Origin of the sequence: Musicola keenii (assembly GCF_014855505.1) — a bacterium.
Lineage (GTDB): Bacteria > Pseudomonadota > Gammaproteobacteria > Enterobacterales > Enterobacteriaceae > Musicola > Musicola paradisiaca.
The window spans coordinates 232,494-255,184 of sequence record NZ_JAAWVW010000002.1 but is presented as its reverse complement, the minus strand read 5'-3'; the positions used below and the strand labels follow the sequence as shown (position 1 = coordinate 255,184).

Sequence of the window (22,691 nt, the reverse complement as noted above, 5' to 3'; positions counted from 1 at the left end):
GCCCTGTAATTATCGATTATCCACTCATAAAACAAGCACAGGACTAGCATGCTCGATCCCAATTTGCTGCGTAATGAGCTAGACGCAGTTGCTGAAAAATTACTGGCTCGCAGAGATTTTAAACTGGATGTGGAAGCGCTGCGTAAACTGGAAGAACGCCGCAAAGTGCTTCAGGTCGAAACAGAAAGTTTGCAGGCAGAACGTAACTCCCGATCGAAAGAAATAGGCTCCGCCAAAGCGCGCGGCGAAGATATCGAACCTTTGCGCCGGGAAGTCAACACCTTGGGTGAAAGACTGGATGCGGCCAAAGCTGAGCTGGAACAGATCCAGAGCGATATCCAGGCCATTGCGTTGACTATCCCTAATCTGCCCGACGATTGTGTACCGCTGGGGAAAGATGACTCCGAGAATCAGGAAGTGTTCCGCTGGGGCGAGCCCCGCCAGTTCGATTTCCCGGTACGTGACCATGTTGACCTCGGTGAACTCTCCGGCGGTTTGAGCATGGCGCTGGGTGTGAAGCTGACCGGCTCCCGCTTCTCGGTGATGAAAGGTCAGGTTGCTCGTTTGCATCGCGCGCTGGCGCAGTTCATGCTTAACCTGCATACCGCCGAACATGGTTATGAGGAAGCCTACGTTCCTTATCTGGTCAACCATGCCACACTGTACGGCACCGGCCAGTTGCCAAAATTCAAAGAAGATCTGTTCCATACTCGCCCGCTGGAAGAAGAAGCGGAAACCAGTAACTATGCGTTGATCCCGACGGCAGAAGTGCCGCTGACCAACCTGGTACGCGATGAAATTCTGGATGAAGAGTCTCTGCCGATCAAACTGACTGCGCATACGCCGTGTTTTCGCTCCGAGGCCGGGTCTTATGGCCGCGATATGCGCGGTTTGATTCGCGTGCATCAGTTCGACAAAGTGGAGATGGTGCAGATCGTTCGTCCGGAAGACTCCATGCAGGCATTGGAAGAACTCACCGGGCATGCGGAAAAAGTGTTGCAGTTGCTGAAGCTGCCGTACCGCAAGGTGCTGCTGTGTACCGGGGATATGGGCTTTGGATCCTGCAAAACCTACGATCTGGAAGTCTGGTTGCCGGCCCAGAACACGTACCGTGAAATCTCTTCCTGCTCCAATATGGGGGATTTCCAGGCTCGTCGGATGCAGGCTCGCTGCCGTGGTAAAGGCGACAAGAAAACCCGTCTGGTGCATACCCTGAACGGTTCTGGTCTGGCGGTGGGTCGTGCGCTGGTTGCCGTGCTGGAAAATTATCAGCAGGCCGACGGCCGTATCGAGGTACCGGAAGTGCTGCGTCCGTATATGGGCGGGCTGGACATTATCGGCTGACTTCTGCCGACTATCCGCACAGTAAAAAAGCGCCGCATGAGGCGCTTTTTTACTGGTGTTATTCAGGGGCAGTGAGGTTTTCCCCTCATAGAGCAATTCAAGAACTATGCTGAAGTACGACGAGCCAATGCGCTTAGTTCCCTTTCAACAATCCACGTCAAATCCGCCAGCAATGAAAGCAGATTGTTACTGCTGACCCCCGTGCACCGTGTCGTCACGAAACATATCAATATCGCCAGCAGCCAGGCGCCTTGGGTGATTTTCCGCGTCAGGCATGAACTTCGTTGTATTAAAAACTATATAACGCTAATGGTTACTTTGTTGATATTAAACAACAAAAATAAATGCCAACTGCATAATCCTTATGAGTAATAAGGTTATTCAAAAATATGCAGAGTAGTCAGCGCTAGGCTGGTAAGTCTGTGGCGATCCGTTACCAGAATGATCGCGCATTTGGCCATCGCGCCTGAATGTATTCTGCCGCTTTCGGGAGAGCACGATGTCGGGGAAAATAACGCATGACCTGCTGCAACAGGGTATGGATAGACGTTCGTTCATTAAATCAACGGCGCTGACCGGCCTGTCTGCGGCGATCGGGCAAGTCTTGTTGCCTTACCAGTCCCTGATGGCGGCGGGAACGGCGACGTTATCAGGAGAACCGGCGGCGGATAAGATGGTATGGGGCGCCTGTTCGGTCAATTGTGGCAGCCGCTGTGCGCTGCGCTTTCATGTGCAGAATGATGTGATCCGCTGGGTTGAGACGGATAACACCGGTGATGATCAGTACGGAAATCATCAGGTACGGGCCTGCCTGCGCGGGCGCAGCATCCGCCAGCGCATCAATCATCCCGACCGGCTGAAATACCCGATGAAACGGGTCGGTAAGCGCGGCGAAGGAAAGTTCAAACGTATCAGTTGGGACGAAGCACTGGATGAAATTGCCGGGAGCCTGAAACAGGTGGTAGAGAAGTACGGCAATGAATCGGTGTATATCAATTACAGTTCCGGCATCGTCGGCGGCAACATCACTCGTTCTTCCCCTTCAGCGTCGTTGGTGACACGGTTGATGAACTGCTATGGCGGTTCCCTTGGGCAATACGGAACCTACAGCACGGCGCAGATCGCCTATGCCATGCCGTATACCTACGGCAGCAATATGGGCAACAGCACCTCCGATATCGAAAACAGCAAACTGGTGGTGATGTTTGGTAATAACCCGGCGGAAACCCGGATGAGCGGGGGCGGCATCACCTATTACCTGGAGCAGGCGCGGGCGCGCTCTAACGCCCGGATGATCGTGATCGACCCACGTTATACCGATACCGCCGCAGGGCGGGAGGACGAATGGATCCCGATTCGACCGGGAACCGACGCCGCATTGGTGGCGGGGCTGGCCTATGTGTTGATCACGGAAAATCTGGTTGATCAGGCGTTTTTAGATACCTATTGCGTGGGGTACGACGAAAAGACGCTGCCTGCCGGCGCGCCGTCGAACGGGCACTATAAGGCTTACATTTTGGGACAAGGGGGGGACGGGATTGCCAAAACACCGGCCTGGGCGGCGGACATTACCGGCATTCCTCAGGATCGTATCATCAAGCTGGCGCGGGAAATCGGCAGCACCAAACCGGCGTATATCTGTCAGGGGTGGGGCCCGCAGCGGCAGATGAACGGTGAGTTGACGTCGCGGGCGATAGCCATGCTGCCGATCCTGACGGGCAATGTGGGGATCAACGGCGGCAACAGCGGCGCGCGGGAGTCCACCTACACGCTGGAAGTGGAACGGATGCCGGTGCTGAGCAACCCAGTTAAGACGAAAATCTCCTGCTTTACCTGGACGGACGCCATCGTGCGCGGTACGGAGATGACGGCGAAGCGGGATGGCGTTCAGGGGCGCGAACAGCTGATGACGCCGATCAAGTTTATCTGGAACTATGCCGGTAATTGTCTGGTCAACCAGCATTCGGACATCAACCGGACTCATGAAATTCTGCAGGATGACGCGCTGTGCGAGAAAATCGTCGTCATTGAGAATTTCATGACCTCATCGGCGAAGTATGCCGACATCCTGTTGCCTGACTTGATGACCATCGAGCAGGAGGACATCATCCCCAATGATTACGCCGGGAATATGGGCTACCTGATTTTCATCCAGCCGGCGACCAGCGCCAAATATGAACGACGTCCGATTTACGACATCCTCAGCGAGGTAGCACGTCGGTTGGGGCCGGATGTCCATCAGCGTTTCACCGAAGGGCGGACGCAACGGCAATGGCTGACGTATCTGTACGATAAAACCCGGGCTAAAGATCCCACGTTGCCGGATTTTGAAACGTTACGGGCGATGGGCATATACAAACGCAAAGACCCGGCTGGACACTATGTGGCGTATAAAGCGTTCCGTGACGATCCGGTGAAGAACCCGCTGAAAACGCCGTCAGGCAAAATTGAGATCTACTCCGAGGCATTGGCGAAAGTCGCCGCCAGTTGGGAATTAAAACCCGATGACGTCATCAGCCCGCTGCCGGTGTATGCCTCCACCGCTGAGGGGTGGGACGATGCTCTGCGCCAGCGCTATCCCTTGCAGATGATCGGTTTCCATTATAAGGCCAGAACCCATTCGACTTACGGCAACATTGAGTTGCTCAAGGCGGCTTGTCCGCAGGAAATCTGGATGAACCCATTGGATGCCGCCACGCGCGGTATCCGCAACGGCGATTGGGTCAAAGTCTTCAACGCCCGTGGCGAGGTACGGCTACAGGCAAAGGTGACGCCGCGTATTATTCCCGGTGTGACCGCGATGCCGCAGGGCGCCTGGCATCAGGCGGAAATGGCTGCTGACCGTATCGACCGGGGCGGTTGCATCAATACCCTGACGATGTTACGGCCGTCGCCGCTGGCGAAGGGGAATCCGCAACATACCAACCTGGTCGATATCGCCCGGGTTTAAGAGGCACGAAGAGGGAACCATCATGGTCAGGTACCGAGTCGGTGCAGCGGCGTGTCTGGCATGGCGATATGTCATGGCGGCGCGCCGATGCCGTGATGGTGTATCGGGCCGGTCAGGCATCCGTCAGGGTGGCATCGAATCTGTGGCAGCTACCCTAAAATATGATGTGATTCATGCGGTTATCGTGTCTTTATTAATTATCATCCATAACTATTCTACTCGTTGTGCTGCATTCGCCTGTCTCTGCGGTGACGTCTGCTGTCCATCAGCCCTTGTATCACCGCGTTCCAACCAGGGCATTTTTTGTTCTGGCTCTCCACTCCCTTTTGACGAAAGTGGGTTCGGCTTATGAACAATGTCAAGAAATCTTCTGTACTCCTGTACCCGCTCAGCCGCCGTTCGTTGGTGAAAAACGGCGCGCTGTGCGGTATTGCGGCGGCGGTCGGCAACCTGGCGTTACCCTTTGCCAGCCGGGCGTTCGCCGGGCAATCCGTCTCTTCATCAACGTCTGCGGAACAGGTTGTCTGGAGTGCCTGTACCGTAAACTGCGGCAGTCGATGCCCATTGCGTATGCATGTGGTTGACGGCGAAATTCGTTACGTTGAAACCGATAATACCGGCGATGACGAGTACGACGGCCTGCATCAGGTGCGGGCTTGCCTGCGGGGCCGTTCGATGCGCCGTCGCGTTTATCATCCCGACCGCTTGAAGTACCCGATGAAGCGCGTAGGCAAGCGCGGAGAAGGGAAATTCGAGCGTATCAGTTGGGATGAAGCGTTGGATATCGTCGCGGCCAGCCTGAAAAACACCGTGAGCAAATATGGTAATGAAGCCGTCTACCTGAATTATGGCACCGGCACGCTGGGCGGTACGATGACGCGCTCATGGCCGCCGGGGAAAACGCTGGTGGCGCGTCTGATGAATTGCTATGGCGGCTACCTCAACCATTACGGTGACTACAGCACGGCGCAGATTACGGTCGGGCTGAATTATACCTATGGCGGCTGGGCGGACGGCAACAGCCCCTCGGATATCGAAAACAGCAAACTGGTGGTGCTGTTCGGTAATAACCCGGCCGAAACCCGGATGAGCGGGGGCGGCGTGACCTATTATCTGGAGGAAGCGCGCCGGAAGTCGAACGCCAAACTGATTGTTATCGATCCCCGCTACACCGATACCGGTGCCGGCCGGGAAGATGAATGGATCCCCATCTATCCGGGAACGGACGCCGCGCTGGTGGCGGGGATGGCGTATGTGCTGATCACCGAAAATCAGGTGGATCAGGCCTTTTTGGATAAATACTGCGTTGGCTATGATGAGAAAACCCTGCCACCCGGCGCGCCGGCTAACGGGCATTACAAAGCTTATATCCTCGGGCAGGGAGCCGACGGTATCGCCAAGACGCCGCAGTGGGCGGCGGCCATTACCCGTATCCCGGCCGAGACCATCATCCGGTTGGCGCGGGAAATCGGCAGCGTCAAACCGGCCTTCATCGCTCAGGGATGGGGGCCGCAACGGCGCGCCAATGGCGAACTGACCTCGCGGGCGATCGCCATGCTGCCGATTCTTACCGGCAACGTGGGAATTCACGGTGGTAACAGCGGTGCACGGGAAAGCTCCTACGGGACGGCATTCGTGCGGATGCCGACATTGACCAACCCGGTGAAAACCAGCATTTCCATGTTCATGTGGACGGACGCCATTGAACGAGGGCCGGAAATGACGGCGTTGAAGGATGGGGTGCGCGGTAAGGATAAGCTGGACGTACCGATTAAATTTATCTGGAACTATGCCGGCAACTGTTTGATTAATCAGCATTCCCAAATCAATCGTACCCATGAAATCCTACAGGATGACAGCAAGTGCGAAATGATTGTGGTGATCGATAATCACATGACGGCCTCTGCAAAGTACGCCGATATCCTGTTGCCGGACTGTACGGCGGCGGAGCAGATGGATTTCTGTCTGGATGCGTCCTGCGGCAACATGGCTTATGTGATTTTCGCCGATCGGGTGATTGCCCCCCGGTTTGAGTGCCGCACGATCTACGACATGCTGACCGATCTCTCCCGACGGCTGGGGGTGGAGCAGGCCTTCACCGAAGGGCGCACTCAGGAGCAATGGATGCGCTACCTGCACCAGCAGTCGCGGGCATTGATGCCGGCGCTGCCGGAGTTTGATGCATTCCGTCAGCAAGGGATGTATAAGGAGCGCGATCCCAACGGGCATTTTGTGGCGTACAAGGCATTCCGCGCCGATCCGCAGGCCCACCCGCTGACCACGCCGTCCGGAAAGATTGAGATTTACTCCGCGGCGCTGGCTGCCATCGCCGGTAGCTGGACGTTATCGCCGGGCGACGTCATCGACCCGTTGCCGGTTTATCATGCCGGTTTCGAAAACTATGACGACCCGCTCATGCGTCATTATCCGCTGCAACTCAGTGGGTTCCATTATAAATCCCGCACCCATTCCACTTACGGCAATGTTGAATTGCTCAAAGCCGCGTGTCCGCAGGAAATGTGGATCAACCCGCTTGACGCCCGCGCCCGCGGGATTGCCAGCGGCGATCGGGTACGAATCTGGAACGATCGGGGCCAGGTTGAAGTGGCGGCCAAAGTTACGCCGCGCATTATTCCCGGCGTCGTCGCGCTGGGGGAAGGGGCCTGGTATGACCCGGATGCCCGTCGGGTCGATCAGAGCGGCTGCATTAATGTGCTGACGACGCAACGCCCTTCGCCGCTGGCGAAAGGGAACCCCTCACATACCAATCTGGTTGAAGTACAAAAAATTTAGGAGAGTAACCGATGGGTACGCAATATGGTTTTTATATTGACTCAAGCCGCTGCACCGGGTGCAAAACCTGTGAGCTGGCCTGTAAGGATTACAAGAATCTGACTCCGGAGGTGAATTTCCGTCGTATTTATGAGTATGCCGGGGGGGGATGGCAGCAGGACGGCAACTGCTGGCATCAGAACGTGTTCGCCTATTACCTTTCGGTGTCGTGTAACCACTGTAGCGATCCCGCCTGTACCAAGGTGTGCCCGACCGGCGCCATGCACAAGCAGGGCGATAACTTTGTGGTGGTGGATGAATCTATCTGCATCGGCTGTCGTTACTGTGAAATGGCCTGCCCGTATGGCGCGCCGCAGTTTGACGCCGCCAAAGGCCATATGACCAAATGCGACGGCTGTTACCAGCGGGTGGCTGAAGGGAAAAAACCGATTTGCGTCGAATCCTGTCCGCTGCGTGCGCTGGATCTGGCGCCTATCGAGGAGCTGAGAAAACGCTACGGCACGTTGGCGGAAGTGGCGCCACTGCCGGCCGCAAGGTTCACCCAGCCGAATATCGTGGTGAAACCGAATGCAAACAGCCGTGCCGTGGGCGATACCACCGGCTTCCTGGCAAATCCTGAGGAGGTGTGAAATGGGAAACGGATGGCATGAATGGCCGCTGGTGATTTTTACCGTACTGGGGCAGTGCGTGGTCGGCGGGTTTATGGTGATGGCGTGGGCGCTGTTGCGCCATGGGGTCGACTCAGCGCAGGGAACAAAAATCAACCGGCACATGTTTTTCCTCTGGCTGTTGATGGGGATAGGTTTTGTCGCGTCGGTGCTCCATCTTGGCTCGCCGTGGCGGGCGATGAACGCGCTGAACCGCCTAGGCGCTTCACCGTTGAGTAATGAAATCGCGCTAGGGTCGCTGTTTTTCGCGCTGGGAGGTGTGTTCTGGCTGTTGCGGTTATTGGAAAAAATCTCCGGCGGGCTGGCGCGTTTGTGGTTGATGGTCACGTTATTGGTCGGGGTGGGTTTTTTGTACGCCATGATCCGGGTATACCTGATCGATACCGTACCGACTTGGAATAACGGTTTTACGCCGGTGCATTTTCTGATGACGGCGCTGCTGGGCGGCCCGCTGCTGGGTTATGTACTACTGCGCGCGGCGGGTGAAACGGACGCCGAGATCCGCTGGTTGCCGGTTTTCAGCCTGTGCGGGTTGGTGGTGAGTATGGTGGCCATCCTGTGGCAAACCACCGCGCTACCCGAGATCCATAGCTCGGTGCAGCAGGCCACGCAGTTGGTGCCAGCCTATGCGGGGATACAGATTTTCCGCTGGTTGTTGTTGATCGCCGGTTTGTCGCTGTGGTGGGTTCCGCTGTTTCGTCGCCGCCCGTCCTCCGTCGGCGTACTGGCGCTGGGATCTTGTCTGGTGATCGGCGGTGAATTGCTGGGGCGGGTTATCTTCTACGGCCTGCATATGACGGTCGGTATGGCGGTCGCGGGCTAACCGAGGGTGTGTGCCTCGGGCCGGGTTCAATTTCGGACACGGCCTGATGGCAGCAGGCGCCAGGCTGAACCAGGATTATTGATGAGCGGTGATAACCCCCGGCGATGTTCGTCGCCGGGGGAGCGGTTGTCGGCGGATGCGGATGATGGTCCGTTATCCCGTTGCAGTGGAGGAGATATGGCAAGACAAATGGTCAGCCTTACCGGGCGCATGCTAGGCGCGCTGTTGTATTACGCGCCGGATAATGACAACAACATGCCGCTGTTTGCGCAACTGCGGCAATCGGGCTGGCATCAGACGTGGCCGTGTGGCGATGCGGCGCCTGTCGAACAAGCGGCGCAGCAGATGACCTTGGGCCTGCAATCCGGGTACGAAGAGCGGCTGGCTGACGTTTGGCAGCGGTTGTTCATCGGGCCGGATCATCTTGAGGCGCCGCCGTGGGGCTCGGTCTATCTGGACAAAGAGAGCGTGCTGTTCGGCGATTCCACGCTGGCGTTGCGCCTTTGGTTACGCCAGCAAGGCATCGAGCCGTGCAACGAGGCGCGGGAGCCGGAAGACCATATCGGCTTGATGCTGATGTTGGCGGCATGGTGCGCGGAGCACCAGCCCGACGGTGTGCCCATTCTGCTGGCGGATCACCTGCTGCCGTGGGCGATGCGCTATCTCGATTTGCTGGAGCAGGCGGCCGGGCACCCGTTCTATCAGGGGGTCGCCGCGCTGACCCGGACGACATTGCAGGACTGGCAACGTGTCTACCGGTTAACGCCCGCGCCCAGGCAACTGTTTTATTGACGACGGATGTGACGATTGACACCTGGGTGCTTGCCGCAAAGGTGGTGCGGTTTGCGCGCTCCCCCGCACGGCAATGGCACCGGTGTCTGCGCTGAACGATACCGGCTGTGTATTACGTGCTTCGTGACGGCGGCGGTTTAGGCGTGCGGTCATGCGATGAAGCATGGCGGGGCGCCAACTACGGGTAGCGCGCCGCCCGTTGCCAGGCTGGCCGGGCTCGCATTGCCGCCAAGAGCCGCCACAGATGCGGGCGTGATTGATCGAGCCAGCCCCGGCTGGCGGCGATATCCAACGGGAATCCCATCATGATATCGGCGGCGGAAAAGGTGTTTCCCGCCAGCCAGGGGGACTTGCCCGCCTCCTGTTCCAGAAAATCAAAATGCAGATTAACTTGCTTATTAACCATGCCAAGAATCGGCCAGCCGAACGGCCCCATCTTCTGAGCCACCAGTTTTAACAGCATCGTGCTCATCAGCGAGCCTTCGGTGTAGTGCATCCAGTAGCGATAACGCCAGTATTCGGGGCAATCGGGCGTGGGGGCCAGATGCGGGCCGAAGGTGTCAAGTAGGTACTCGATAATCAGCCCGGTCTCGGCCAGAATTTTGCCGTCGTGTTCAATCATCGGCGCTTTGCCCAGCGGATGAATTTTCCTTAGTGCGTCCGGTGCCCGCATCGATAGCCGATTGCGCTGCCAGTTGACCACGTCGTAGGGAACGTCCAACTCTTCCAGCAACCAGAGGATACGCTGCGAACGTGAGGTATTCAGATGGTGGACTCTAATCATAGTATCCCTCAGTCAACGATGATGACGGCAGGAGCGCCGCGCTGGGTTCGGGTGATTAAGCGGCGGGCTTAATCAGGAATGGGACGGGCATCATCCCTGATCCCGGGGGGCATGCGACGCGACGGTCAGCATGAGGTTGATAGTTATACGGTTATTGACTGACGGCGACCTGTTTAAGCAGATAATCTTGCCAGGCGTCAGGGCGACCAATCCAGGGTGCAATATTGAGTGTGGTTAGCGTATCGTCCAGCGCCAGAACCAGCGTCGGGAAACCGCCGCCGCCGGATTGCGTCAGCCATTGCCGACTCTCGGCGATGTGCTGGCGGGTAGGCTGCCCGCGCCAGTGGGTACAGGCGTTGTCAAAATCATCCCGATTCAGCCCGATGTCGGTAGCCAGTTGCAATAACACAGGGAGATCCGAAATACGCTGACCTTCGACATAATGGGCGCGTTGCAGGCGCTCCAGCAGATCCAGCCCATGCCCGCCCAATTCCTCCGCCGCGAGGATGGCGGTAGTCGGTGGTTCTGAATCCAGCGTGGCGGTCACGTCCCACAGCAGACCGTTGAAATAGCCGTCCCCGAAAGGCTGCCCGCTCATCTGCGCGATGCGCCGATCATGGGGTTGCACGTACTCCCGCCATTCAGGGGTGATCCGGCGGCGGTTGGGGCCGGTCATCATGCCGCCGGCATGAAGCACAATCGGCAGCCCTTCAATTTTACGGGCTGCGTGGATTAACGGCGCTGCGGCATAACACCAACCACACAGCGGATCAAAGATGTAGTGTAGCCTGTTCATTTCTACGCTCCGTATGTTATCCGCAAGGGAAAATGAGGGGATGCCTTGCTGTCGTGCCAATATCGTTCCGGCGGACGGTGTTATGTCATCACCGAATCACGCTTATTGTTATTATTGACCATTTCCGGTGAGTTATCCGGTCATGGCATGGATTTCTATCCGGCCGGGATCGCAAACCTGAAAGAAAAGATCCCGGCGTTGGGCTTCCCTGCGCCGATTGCTGCTCACACCGACACGGCGTGGTGTCCAGGCCGCCCCTATCAGGGCCAGGTCATTTCCCCTTTGATGACGCTGGCGCCCAGCGTTAATGAAGACGTTTCGCCAAGTGCCGGATAGGCTTTTTGCATGGCATCCGCCAACGCTTTGCTGTCGGCGGCGAGACCGGCCTGCCGTTCAAAAGTTTGCAGATACTGGCGGGTAAACGCGATGTTTTGCGGCGTCCAGGGTTGGGAGCCGTCTTGGTTCGGCAGGTAGTGACTCGGTACCACGGTGGTCGGGTTCAGTTTTTTGATGCTGTCCAAATCCTCCAGCCAATGTTGACGCGACGCCGCAGTTTGGGTGTCCGCCATCCAGACGTGGATGTTGGCGGCGGTGTGCACGCCGCCGACGACGGCCTTCAGCGCCGGGATCCAGACAAAGGTGCGATCGGGCGTCGCACCGTTCAGCCCAATAATGTCGATGTCGTGACCTTCCAGTTGCAGCTGGCTGCCGGCAAGCGGCTGCGGCACGACCACGCTTTTCGGCGCGTTGTCTTTCAGAATGGGCCCCCAGTAGGCGACTTTCTTCTCCCAGGTCGCGTTGATGGCGGCGATAGTCTGCGGTGTGGCGACGATCTGTGCCTGCGGAAACGCTGCTTTCAGTACGTCGAGGCCGAAATAGAAGTCGGGGTCATGGTGACTGATGTAGATCGTTTTCAGCGTCTTGCCGGTGGCGCGGATTTTTTCCACCAGCTTTTCTGCATCATTGCGCTGAAATTGCGCATCAATCAGCAAAGCGTCGTGCTCACCGGTGATGATTTCGGAGGACACCGGGAAAATGGAGGCCGCGCCGGGGTTATAGACGTCCATTTTCAGTGCGGCCGCAGCGGAAAATGTCGTTGAGGCGAAGAGGGTGGCTAACAGGGTTTTCTTTAACATGGTCATGCTCTTTTGCGAAGGGAATGGCGGCATAATAAATTTCATTTTCGGTGAGAAAAACCGGTAAAATCGGACGTATTTGTTGCATAAATCGAGTGAATGATGGACAGAATCACAGCGGCTAAAGTTTTTGTCGCTATTACCGAGCGCGGCAGCCTGATTGGCGCCGCCGCTGCGCTGGAGATGTCGCGCGCCATGGTGACGCGCTATCTGGCTGAAATGGAACGCTGGGCGGAGGCTCGGCTGCTGCATCGTAGTACGCGCCGCCTGAGCCTGACGTCGGAAGGCGAAAGGGTGTTGTTGCATTGTCGCGAACTGCTGGCGGTGTCACAGCGTCTGGAATTGCCGGCGCGTGGCGGCAAAGAACCCGCGGGGTTATTGCGATTGACCTGCTCGCCTTCGCTGGCGCAGTCGACGCTGGTGGCGGCGATCACCGCTTATTTACAGCGTTATCCCCGGGCGGCGATCGATCTGCAAGTCTCAAGCCAGACGACTGACCTGGTTGAAGAACGTATTGATTTGGCAATCCGTATCACCAATCAACTGGAGCCGGGGTTGATCGTCCGGCCGCTGGGGCAGTGTACGTCTGTCGTGTGCGCGGCACCGGGGTATCTGGCTGCCCGCGGAACGCCGCAACGGGTGGAGGATTTGGCGCTGCACAATTGCCTGACCTATTCCTTCTTCGGCAAAAGCCTGTGGCGGTTTCACTGTCAGGGGCAGGAGGTTGCGGTGCCCGTCAACGGCAGCTTCAGCGCAAACGATTCGTTAGTGCTGCTTGAGGCGGCGCTGAGCGGCGCCGGGATTACGCTCCAGCCGGTGTATTCGGTCAGCGATCTGGTCGCCAGCAAGCGGTTGATTGCCTTGTTTCCCGACGTGGAACCGACGGCGCTGAGCGTGTATGCCGTTTATCGATCGCGCGAGCATATGTCCGCCGCGTTGCGCGCGTTGCTGGATTTTCTGGTGGAGTGGTTTGCCGCCAATCTGGAATGGAAACGCATCTCGCAACGTTGATGGCTTGTCGACGTCGCTGGGCCTGCTAGGTGGCGCCGTTTTTCGCTAGCGTGGAGCCCGGTCGGCCTAAAGACAAAATGTGCGGCTGCCGCCGACAGGGCAATTGACTTTGCCGATGCGGGTGGCATGATGCGCGCAGTCACTACTCTTCTGTTTGGTTTTTCCTCCATGTCCACCTATACACGCCCAGTCTTACTGCTGCTTAGCGGTCTGCTGCTGCTGACGATCTGCTTAGCGGTTCTGAATACTCTGGTGCCTTTGTGGCTGAATGAACGGCAGTGGTCGGTATGGCAGGTCGGGCTGGTCGGAACCGGCTATTTTACCGGCAATTTGGTCGGTACGCTGCTTGCCGGCAGGTTAATTCATCGCTGGGGATTTAATCGCAGTTATTATCTGGCTGCTGCGATATTCGCGCTGGCGACCGGCATGTTGGGCGTGTCGTCGGGGATGTGGGGCTGGCTGGTGTGGCGGTTTGTGGCCGGCGTCGCCTGTGCGCTGATCTGGGTGGTAGTGGAGAGCGCGCTGCTGTGCAGCGGGCATGCCGTTAAACGGGGCCAACTGTTGGCGGCTTATATGATGTCTTATTATTTCGGCAGCGTGCTGGGTCAATTGCTGCTGGGTATGGTGCCGAGCGCACAGGGTAGCATTCTGCCCTGGCTGGTCATGCTGGTGCTGGCGGCGATGTTCCCGTTGGTGTTCGCCCGCATTCCGCCGCCGCAGCCGGTGACGCACCACGCCGGCGTATGGCGCATGTTGCGTTATCGTCGCGCCCGACTGGGCATTGACGGTTGTATCATTTCCGGCGTGATCCTCGGGTCGTTATATGGATTGATGCCGCTCTACCTGGCGCATCAGGGGATGAGTGACGCCCAGGTCGGATACTGGATGGCGTTGCTGATTAGCGCCGGTATCGCCGGTCAGTGGCCGGTAGGGCGGCTGGCGGATCGCTTTGGCCGGTTGATGGTGCTGCGGGTGCTGGTTTTCGCTGTAGTGATGGGGGCGCTGGCGGTGCTGGGGATGGGCAGTGCGGGCATGGCTTTCGCCTTGTGCCTGCTGGGAGCGGCGGGTTTTACGCTTTATCCTGTCGCAATGTCCTGGGCCTGTGAGCGTGTGGCGCCGGATGAGCTGGTGGCGATGAATCAAGCCTTGTTGCTCAGCTATACCATCGGCAGCCTGTGCGGGCCGTCGCTGGCGGCGCTATTGATGCAGGCGTATTCCGATGCACAGTTGTTCGTGCTGATCGCCGTGGTGGCGCTGGGATACCTGATTCTGTTGCTGAAAAAAACCGACCATCATCCGCGCCCGCTACCGGTATAGGGGATGCGGCACCGTTGAGTGTTGCGCAGGGATAACGCGGCGGACGCGCGGCGCTGGCCGGTCATGCCGTCATGTGCGGGGTACCGCCGGTCAGTGAAGGTTGCCCCGCTTCGATAATGTTGTTCCAGAGCACTTCCGCGACCGGGCTTAGCCGTTGTCTGGCATTACGTACCAGATAAAAAATGCTGGCAAGGCCGAGATTTTCCGGAGATATCGCACACAGTTTCCCTTCCTGAACCCAGCGCTCGGCGTAGTGATCCGGCAAAAAACCGACATGGGTGCCCGCGAGTAACAGCAGCAGGCTGCCTTCTTCATTCCAGGTTGTGTTTTTCAACCCTTGCCGGGCTATCGGCCCTAACTGTTGGCAGATTTCATTGGTGGCGTAGCCGCCGACCAGCAGACGTTTGGGATTGAGCGTACCGTCGCGCCACTCTTGTTCGAACCGAGGCGCTTGTTCCGTTGCGGCATAGAACGAGCTGCGTTCGATGAATGCCGGTTGGAAAAAGATATCCGACGGGATGTCATCCGGCAGCACAGTGAGGACGATATCCAGCTCGCTGTTGCGCAGACGTTCCATCAGCGAATGATAGTCGTTGATGCTGAGGTGCATGGAGGCTTCAGGACTGCGGGCAAACAGGCGGCGGATCGCCAGAGAAACCGCCTGTTCGGGATGCGAGGCGATATTGTCCAGGCAACCGATACGCACTTCGCCGATCAGTTCGTGCTTGATACGCGCCAGGCGGTTGGCGAAATCATCCAACGTGGCGATGACGGCTCTGGCTTCCTGATACACCACTTCGCCTTCGGTGGTCAGCGAGAATCCGCCGCGACCCCGCTCGCACAATACCAGCCCTAGCGCGTCCTCAAGACGCGAAAGATAGTGACTCAGCACCGGTTGGCTGAGGCCGGTGGCGTCCTGCGCGTTAGTAATCCCTTTTTTCTCGACGATTTTGCAAAAGAGTTTTAACCAGCGGATTTCAAGTTTATCGAGGCGCATATCTGTCCCTGAATACATGTATTTTTAAAATATTCACATTGAAATAAATCTATTTTATTCAATGTAAATTCCCATTATGTTACGCGCAGCCGTTAGCTCATTGAGCCGGCTCCACCCAATTGTGTGGTTTTATGCGTTACACCAGGGCTCTTTGTAAACACTCATGCCGCTATTGGGCGGCATGAGTGGTGTCTGCAATATAATATCCTGCAATGTCTATTTTTACGCCTGTATTGCCGCCGGTCTGTGAAGACGGCGGCTTGTCGCGCCTGTTCATTGGGAGAGGGGGAATAAAAAGGCTGAAAGCGGTACTGCGCTTGATTGAAAAAGCCGTCGCGCCGCCGGCCGGCGACGCGCAGAAAACGGGGCGTTTTAGTGTATTGCCCGAAAGGGTAGCGCGCCGTTTAGTAAACGACTTTATGGCCGTAGCTGGCGATAATGGATTTCACGCGATCCATGATATCGGCTTTGGGCGGTTTGATACCGTCCAGCTTGTACTCCTCACCCATGGCAGTCCATTTGTGCTTGCCCAGTTCATGGTAGGGCAGCAGCTCGATTTTCTCGATATTGCTCATATTTTGGGTGAATTCCCCCAGCAGATGGGCAGAGGCGTCATCATCCGTCCAGCCGGGGACGACGACGTAACGGATCCAGACACGCTGATTGCGTTTGGCCAGATAGCGGGCGAATTCCAGTGTACGGTGGTTGGATACGCCGACCAGATTCTGGTGGATATCATCATTGAGCTGTTTCAGATCCAGCATGACCAGATCGGTGACATCCAGCAGTTCATCAATGACCGGGTCGTAACGGCGGACAAAGCCGTTGGTGTCGAGGCAAGTATTAATCCCTTGCTCATGGCAGGCGCGGAACCAATCGCGCACAAACTCCGCCTGCAAAATGGCTTCGCCGCCGGATGCGGTGACGCCGCCGCCGGACGCATTCATGAAATGGCGGTACGTCACCACTTCCTTCATCAGCTCTTCCACCGTGATTTCCCGGCCGCCGTGAGTATCCCAGGTGTCCCGGTTGTGGCAGTAGAGACAACGCATCAGACAGCCCTGAAAGAAGGCGATGAATCGGATGCCGGGGCCGTCGACGGTACCGCAGGATTCAAAGGAGTGAATGCGACCAATAACTGACATTGCGAGGTTTCTCCAGGTTTGGCCGGACAATAGCGGCCTGTCATGAGCGCAGATAGGTGTTCTCCGACTGGGGAGATCTGCGTCGAATCTGTTTTGTCAGCACGTCAGCCGTGTGGCGGGCTGACAAAACAGGTTCTTTCCGGTGGGACGGCGGATGATTTCCGGGGACATCTCCATCCGTATGCACAGCGACCCGCTGAGTATGAGCGAGATTCCCCGCGATAAAAAGGCTCCACGGATGTGGAGCCTCTATGTTACGTGTTTTCAGACAGACATGTAATTACATGGACTGGGTGAAAGTACGGGTGATCACGTCCTGCTGCTGTTCTTTGGTCAGCGAGTTGAAGCGAACGGCATAACCGGAAACACGGATGGTCAACTGCGGATATTTTTCCGGGTTTTCCATGGCATCGAGCAGCATTTCGCGGTTCATGACGTTGACGTTCAAGTGCTGACCACCTTCGACGGACGCTTCGTGGTGGAAGTAACCATCCATCAGACCTGCCAGGTTGGTTTTACGCACGTCGTCGTCTTTACCCAGCGCGTTCGGCACGATGGAGAAGGTATAGGAAATACCGTCTTTCGCGTAGGCGAACGGCAGTTTCGCCACAGAGGTCAGAGAGGCGACAGCACCTTTCTGGTCACGGCCGTGCATCGGGTTGGCACCCGGTCCGAACGGCGCGCCAGCGCGACGACCGTCAGGAGTGTTACCGGTTTTCTTACCGTAAACCACGTTGGACGTGATGGTCAGTACGGACTGAGTCGGTGTCGCGCCACGGTAGGTGTTCAGTTTCTGAATTTTCTTCATGAAACGTTCAACCAGGTCACAGGCCAGGTCGTCAACACGCGGATCATTGTTACCGAACTGCGGGTATTCGCCTTCGATGTCGAAGTCGACAGCCAGACCGTTTTCGTCGCGAATCGGTTTCACTTTGGCGTACTTGATGGCGGACAGCGAGTCAGCCGCTACGGACAGACCGGCGATACCGCAAGCCATGGTGCGGAATACATCGCGATCGTGCAGCGCCATCAGAGAAGCTTCGTAGCTGTACTTGTCGTGCATGTAGTGGATGATGTTCAGGGCGGTGACGTACTGTTTGGCCAGCCAGTCCATGAAGTGATCCATACGATCCATCACTTCGTCGAAGTTCAGAACGTCGCCTTTGATCGGCTCGGATTTCGGGCCTACCTGCATTTTCAGTTTTTCGTCCACGCCGCCGTTGATGGCGTACAGCATGGTTTTCGCCAGGTTTGCACGGGCGCCGAAGAACTGCATTTGTTTGCCAACCACCATCGGGCTCACGCAACAGGCGATCGCGTAATCGTCGTTGTTGAAGTCCGGACGCATCAGGTCGTCGTTTTCGTACTGCAGGGAAGAGGTGTCGATGGACACTTTAGCAGCGAATTTCTTGAAGTTTGCCGGCAGCTTTTCAGACCACAGGATGGTCATGTTCGGTTCCGGAGACGGGCCCATGGTGTACAGGGTGTTCAGGAAACGGAAGCTGTTTTTAGTGACCAGAGTACGGCCATCCAGGCCCATACCGGCCAGAGATTCGGTTGCCCAAATCGGGTCGCCGGAGAACAGTTCGTCGTATTCCGGAGTACGCAGGAAACGCACCATACGCAGTTTCATCACCAGGTGGTCGATCAGTTCCTGGGCATCCTGCTCGGTGATTTTACCGGCTTTCAGATCGCGGTCGATGTAGATATCCAGGAAGCTGGATACGCGACCGAAGGACATAGCGGCGCCGTTCTGAGATTTCACAGCGGCCAGGTAGCCGAAGTAAGTCCACTGTACGGCTTCCTGAGCGGTGGTAGCCGGGCCGGAGATATCGCAGCCGTATTTGGCCGCCATCTCTTTGATCTGCGACAGAGCATGGTGTTGGTCGGCGATTTCTTCACGCAGGCGGATAGTCGCTTCCAGATCTTCGCCGTTTTCCAGTTTGGATTGCAGGGAAGTGAACTGGGCGAATTTGTCCGCCATCAGGTAGTCGATACCGTACAGAGCAACACGACGATAGTCGCCGATGATACGGCCACGGCCGTAGGCGTCCGGCAGACCGGTCAGCACGCCGGATTTACGGCAGCGCAGGATATCCGGGGTATACACATCGAATACGCCCTGGTTGTGGGTTTTACGGTATTCGGTGAAGATTTTTTTCAGCTGCGGATCCAGTTCACGGCCATAAACCTTACAGGAGCCTTCAACCATTTTGATGCCGCCGAACGGAATCAGCGCGCGTTTCAATGGTGCATCAGTCTGCAGACCGACGATTTTTTCCAGGTTTTTGTTGATGTAGCCGGCATCGTGGGATGTGATGGTGGCTGCAACGTCGGTGTCGAAATCAACCGGCGCATGAGTGCGGTTTTCCTGTTTGATGCCGTCCATCACTTTATCCCACAGGGCTGTGGTAGCGGTGGTGGCACCGCTCAGGAAAGATTCGTCACCTTCATACGGTGTGTAGTTTTTCTGAATGAAGTCACGCACGTTGACGCCATTCTGCCATTCGCCTGCGCTAAAACCTTCCCATGCGTTGGCGAGTTTTTCATTCAGTTCGGTCATATTACACCTACCTTTGATATGGATTTTTGTAACCCGACGTTGCGGCCGACAGCAGCTTAGTGCTGATCTCCACCGCGCAAATAGATGACCCAATAGGTCAGCCCAACCAGAAATCCGCCGCCGATGATGTTCCCCAGAGTGACAGGGATCAGGTTGTCGACGATGAAATTCCCGACGCTCAAGTGTTCAAACTGGACGGCAGTCATATTAATGGCGTGCCAGAATGAATCTGAAGCGAAATTCTTAATAACGATCCCCATCGGAATCATGAACATATTAGCGATGCTATGCTCGAAGCCGCTGGCGACGAACATGGCGACCGGCAGTATCATCGCCAGCATTTTATCGGTCAGGGTGCGGCCGGAGTAACTCATCCATACCGCCAGACACACCATCAGGTTGGCCAGAATCCCCAGACACAGCGCTTCGATAAAAGTATGCTCCAGTTTGTGGCTGGCGGTTTGCAGGACATTAAGCCCCCAGGCACCGTTTGCCACCATATATTCGCCAGAGAACCACATCAACGCCACGAAGAACAGTGCGCCAATCAGGTTGCCGATATAAACGTTAGCCCAGTTCAGCCACAGTTGCTTCCAGGTGATGCGACCGCTGGCCTTCGCAATCACGGTCAGCACGGTGGAGGTGAACAGATCGGCGCCGCAAACCACGACCAGCATCAAGCCCAGGGAGAAGCAGATGCCGCCTACCAATTTGGCCATGCCATAGGGCATTGACGCAGTACCGGTGGTTGCCGTGATGTAAAAGACGAACGCGATAGAGATGAAAACACCGGCAGTGACCGCCAGAAAAAAAGCAGTTAGCGGTTGTTTTGTCGCTTTATAAACGCCTGCGTCTTCGGCGACTTTCGCCATGGCTGACGGTAATAATAGAGTGAAGGGGTTGTCAGTTTTCACACTAACTCTCTCTCAATGATTATCTACGTTGAAATATTAACAAAGCGCTATGGGCCAAAATTTGACATGGATCATATCGGTGAAAACTATAAGGCGATAACGCTCCATCGACAGGGGTATTTTTTATCATAACTTTATGTTTTTTAACAAGAAAAAAAATTTTAAAATTTATTAAATATGTTGAAAAAGGCAATGATCGGGCCGTTTTAGCGTTAAAAAAAATATGGTTTTGTAGTAAATTCGTGCGTCGGTTTTAGGTTATTTAATTTTTTGTTCACTGCTTTATAACAATAACGTCATTTATTATCATCACAAACAATTAACCCAGATAAATAACGATTTTATACCCAGCACACTTCGTGTTTCATTTATTGTCCGGCCCATCCCTGGGGCCTCCTTTTTAGGGGCACAACAAGCTGCATTTAAATCTGCTTACGGCAGATTTCTCGTCCGTGCGCATCACTGAATGTAACCCGCTTATTGGGACTTCGAGCCCCGTCGCCTGCCTGCAACTCGAATTATTTAAGGCATCGGTGTATGGAATAAACATATCGTCAAACAGGAACAATAAATATTTCCGGGAAAACAGCACCTGGATTATTCCTGCAGCCAGCACGACCCGAAAAAATGCTGCCTGATTGGAAAAGAAAGGAAGCCAGAGTATGACGTCGCAATCTTCGCGCGATATTGTAAGGCAAAAATAGCCAGACAGGTAATAAAAACCCTGCGCAAATCCGGCACGCAGACAGGCGAAACCGGTGTTCTGGTTTCGCCTGAACGGTGACAAAAATGAGAGAGCCTCGCCGGGTGAGAATTAGGCGTTCTGCCAGTGTCGGCGTTTGGCGTTTTGCAATTTTTCGTAGGCGGCTAAAAGTGACTGATGCGCTTTCAGGGCGGTAAGATCACTATCAATGGCGAACAGCCCGTAGAAGCTTTGTTCGCCGGTAATCGCCGCGCTGGCAGCGTCGACGGCGTCCTGACCATACATGCGCACGAACGCATCGTAGTACAACGCCGGTTCGCGTTCAGGCTCCAGCGCCAGTTGAAGCAGCGTTTGCAGACAACGATAGTAGTTGCCGCGCTCGGCGCTAAACACGGACTGATTGAAATCGAGCGACCATTCCGCCCAACTCAGCGCCTGTTCCAGATCGCCGCCCGCCAACGCCAGCATGGATTTCAGCTCGCCGACGCGCAAAGTAAACCACCCGTTATCTTTGCCGGTGGCGATGCCCAGCAGTTCACGCACGCGGGTAAAATCGTCCAGACCTTCGTCATCCAACTGTTGCAGCAAATTCAGATACTCGTCTTGCTCCCATTGGCTGTCTGGCAGCGCCAGCAAGGTGTCGCGCAGATGCGCGCCCATGCTGTTGTTGGCCAGCAGCAGATCTTCCGCCGGGTAAATATCCGACATACCCGGCACCAGAATGCGGCAGGCATAGACGGAAAGATGTTCATAATCCGCAATATACACTTCTTTATCTTCCTGCCGGAAGATCGCCATCAGGGTGGCGAACTCCTGTTCGGTCGTGCCGCTGAAGCTCCAGTCTGCAAACGCATAATCGGCTGTTTTACGGAACAAATCCCAAGAGATCAGACCGCTGGAATCGATGAAATGCGTTTCCAGATTGGTGTGCTCCGCCACTTCGTCGTTATCGAAGGTCGGGGGCGTGAAAACGTCCAGATCTTTCAGCCCGCGGCCTTGCAGCAACTCGGTCACGGTACGTTCCAGTGCGACGCCGAAATCTGGATGTGCGCCGAACGAGGCGAAACAGGTACCGTTGGCGGGATTGAACAGCACCACGCAAATCACCGGATAACGGCCGCCGAGCGAGGCGTCGTAAGCGAGGATCGGGAATCCTTCCTGTTCCAATGTGGTGATGGCTTCAACCACGCCGGGGTAACGTGCCAGTACGTCGGATGGAATTTCCGGCAGGCTGATGGCCTCGGCGATGATCCGGTTTTTTACGTAGCGTTCGAAAACTTCCGACAGACCCTGTACGCGGGCTTCATTCCGGGTGTTGCCCGCAGACATCCCGTTGGAAACGTACAGATTGCCGATGATGTTCATCGGAATGTACACCGTCTGATGATCAGACTGACGGGTAAAAGGTAGGGCGCAGATACCGCGTTCAGCGTTGCCGGACTGCAAATCGACCAGTTCGCTGGCGGTTAATTGTTGGTCTGGATCGTAGAAGCGGTGTAGGCGTTCATCCAGAATGCCCGCGGGCAGGCTGTCGTCATCGGGAATGGCGAACCATTTTTCATCCGGATAATGTACGAAGTCGCTGTTGGCGATCGCGTTGCCGAGATAAAAGTCGGCGAAAAAATAGTTGGTGGACAAGCGTTCGAAGTATTCACCCAACGCAGATGCCAGCGCTGCCTTTTTCGTCGCGCCCTTACCATTGGTAAAACATAGGGCGCAGTCGCGGTCGCGGATATGTACCGACCAGACATTCGGCACCGGATTAAGCCATGAGGCTTCCTCGATGTTGAACCCCAGGTCCTGGAGTTGTCGTTGAAAACGGGCGATGGAATCTTCCAGGGCGGCGTCTTTGCCTGGGATAAAAGTCTGGGTCATGGTAGCAACCTGATTATGGTAACGGGGCGTGCATAATACGGGGTTTTGCGTATCGACTCTATTTATTCTGTAACAGCCAG

At 56.0% G+C, this 22,691-nt stretch carries 16 protein-coding genes; 8 read left to right on the top strand and 8 right to left on the bottom strand.

The window, feature by feature from the left end; genetic code table 11:
• Positions 1-48 precede the first annotated feature (48 nt).
• The 6 genes from serS to dmsD all read left to right on the top strand — a co-directional run bounded on the left by serS (position 49) and on the right by dmsD (position 9,370).
• Positions 49-1,344, top strand: a complete 1,296-nt coding sequence (gene serS, locus HEP82_RS03430; protein ID WP_192456794.1) for a serine--tRNA ligase — start codon at positions 49-51, stop codon at positions 1,342-1,344.
• Between the two features lie 499 nt (positions 1,345-1,843).
• On the top strand, positions 1,844-4,294 hold the full coding sequence (locus tag HEP82_RS03425; protein WP_192456793.1) for a DmsA/YnfE/YnfF family dimethyl sulfoxide reductase: 2,451 nt from the start codon (positions 1,844-1,846) through the stop codon (positions 4,292-4,294).
• 348 nt (positions 4,295-4,642) lie between these two features.
• On the top strand, positions 4,643-7,087 hold the full coding sequence (gene dmsA, locus HEP82_RS03420) for a dimethylsulfoxide reductase subunit A (protein WP_192456792.1): 2,445 nt from the start codon (positions 4,643-4,645) through the stop codon (positions 7,085-7,087).
• An 11-nt stretch (positions 7,088-7,098) separates the two neighbouring features.
• The gene (locus tag HEP82_RS03415) at positions 7,099-7,716 is read left to right on the top strand and encodes a DMSO/selenate family reductase complex B subunit (RefSeq protein WP_015853948.1); all 618 of its coding nucleotides are present in this window, start codon (positions 7,099-7,101) and stop codon (positions 7,714-7,716) included.
• A 1-nt stretch (position 7,717) separates the two neighbouring features.
• Complete coding sequence (locus tag HEP82_RS03410) at positions 7,718-8,578, top strand: DmsC/YnfH family molybdoenzyme membrane anchor subunit (protein ID WP_192456791.1); 861 nt, start codon at positions 7,718-7,720, stop codon at positions 8,576-8,578.
• A 177-nt stretch (positions 8,579-8,755) separates the two neighbouring features.
• On the top strand, positions 8,756-9,370 hold the full coding sequence (dmsD, locus tag HEP82_RS03405; RefSeq protein WP_015853946.1) for a Tat proofreading chaperone DmsD: 615 nt from the start codon (positions 8,756-8,758) through the stop codon (positions 9,368-9,370).
• A 178-nt stretch (positions 9,371-9,548) separates the two neighbouring features.
• Here the strand turns inward: dmsD and HEP82_RS03400 are convergent, their stop codons facing one another.
• The 3 genes from HEP82_RS03400 to HEP82_RS03390 form a co-directional block, all read right to left on the bottom strand.
• The gene (locus HEP82_RS03400) at positions 9,549-10,154 is read right to left on the bottom strand and encodes a glutathione S-transferase family protein (RefSeq protein WP_192456790.1); all 606 of its coding nucleotides are present in this window, start codon (positions 10,152-10,154) and stop codon (positions 9,549-9,551) included.
• A gap of 151 nt (positions 10,155-10,305) precedes the next feature.
• Positions 10,306-10,950 (bottom strand): DsbA family protein, encoded by a 645-nt coding sequence (locus tag HEP82_RS03395; RefSeq protein ID WP_192456789.1) that lies wholly within the window; start codon positions 10,948-10,950, stop codon positions 10,306-10,308.
• A gap of 260 nt (positions 10,951-11,210) precedes the next feature.
• Positions 11,211-12,086, bottom strand: a complete 876-nt coding sequence (locus tag HEP82_RS03390; protein ID WP_192456788.1) for an MBL fold metallo-hydrolase — start codon at positions 12,084-12,086, stop codon at positions 11,211-11,213.
• 102 nt (positions 12,087-12,188) lie between these two features.
• On the opposite strand from HEP82_RS03390, the gene HEP82_RS03385 reads away from it, so the two are divergent.
• Positions 12,189-13,097 (top strand): LysR family transcriptional regulator, encoded by a 909-nt coding sequence (locus HEP82_RS03385; protein ID WP_192456858.1) that lies wholly within the window; start codon positions 12,189-12,191, stop codon positions 13,095-13,097.
• A gap of 168 nt (positions 13,098-13,265) precedes the next feature.
• Positions 13,266-14,414, top strand: a complete 1,149-nt coding sequence (locus HEP82_RS03380; protein WP_192456857.1) for an MFS transporter — start codon at positions 13,266-13,268, stop codon at positions 14,412-14,414.
• A gap of 61 nt (positions 14,415-14,475) precedes the next feature.
• Here HEP82_RS03380 and HEP82_RS03375 read toward each other — a convergent pair whose 3' ends face one another.
• The 5 genes from HEP82_RS03375 to ycaO all read right to left on the bottom strand — a co-directional run bounded on the left by HEP82_RS03375 (position 14,476) and on the right by ycaO (position 22,611).
• Positions 14,476-15,411: a LysR family transcriptional regulator gene (locus HEP82_RS03375; protein ID WP_192456787.1), complete on the bottom strand. Its 936-nt coding sequence runs from the start codon at positions 15,409-15,411 to the stop codon at positions 14,476-14,478.
• Positions 15,412-15,815: 404 nt separating this feature from the next.
• Positions 15,816-16,556, bottom strand: a complete 741-nt coding sequence (gene pflA / locus HEP82_RS03370) for a pyruvate formate lyase 1-activating protein (RefSeq protein WP_192456786.1) — start codon at positions 16,554-16,556, stop codon at positions 15,816-15,818.
• A gap of 280 nt (positions 16,557-16,836) precedes the next feature.
• Positions 16,837-19,119 (bottom strand): formate C-acetyltransferase, encoded by a 2,283-nt coding sequence (gene pflB, locus HEP82_RS03365; RefSeq protein ID WP_192456785.1) that lies wholly within the window; start codon positions 19,117-19,119, stop codon positions 16,837-16,839.
• A gap of 56 nt (positions 19,120-19,175) precedes the next feature.
• Positions 19,176-20,033, bottom strand: coding sequence for a formate transporter FocA (gene focA / locus HEP82_RS03360; RefSeq protein ID WP_192456784.1), 858 nt, complete (start codon positions 20,031-20,033; stop codon positions 19,176-19,178).
• Positions 20,034-20,847: 814 nt separating this feature from the next.
• Entirely contained in the window at positions 20,848-22,611 is a 1,764-nt protein-coding gene (ycaO, locus tag HEP82_RS03355) for a 30S ribosomal protein S12 methylthiotransferase accessory factor YcaO (protein ID WP_192456783.1), read from the bottom strand.
• Between the last annotated feature and the right edge of the window lie 80 nt (positions 22,612-22,691).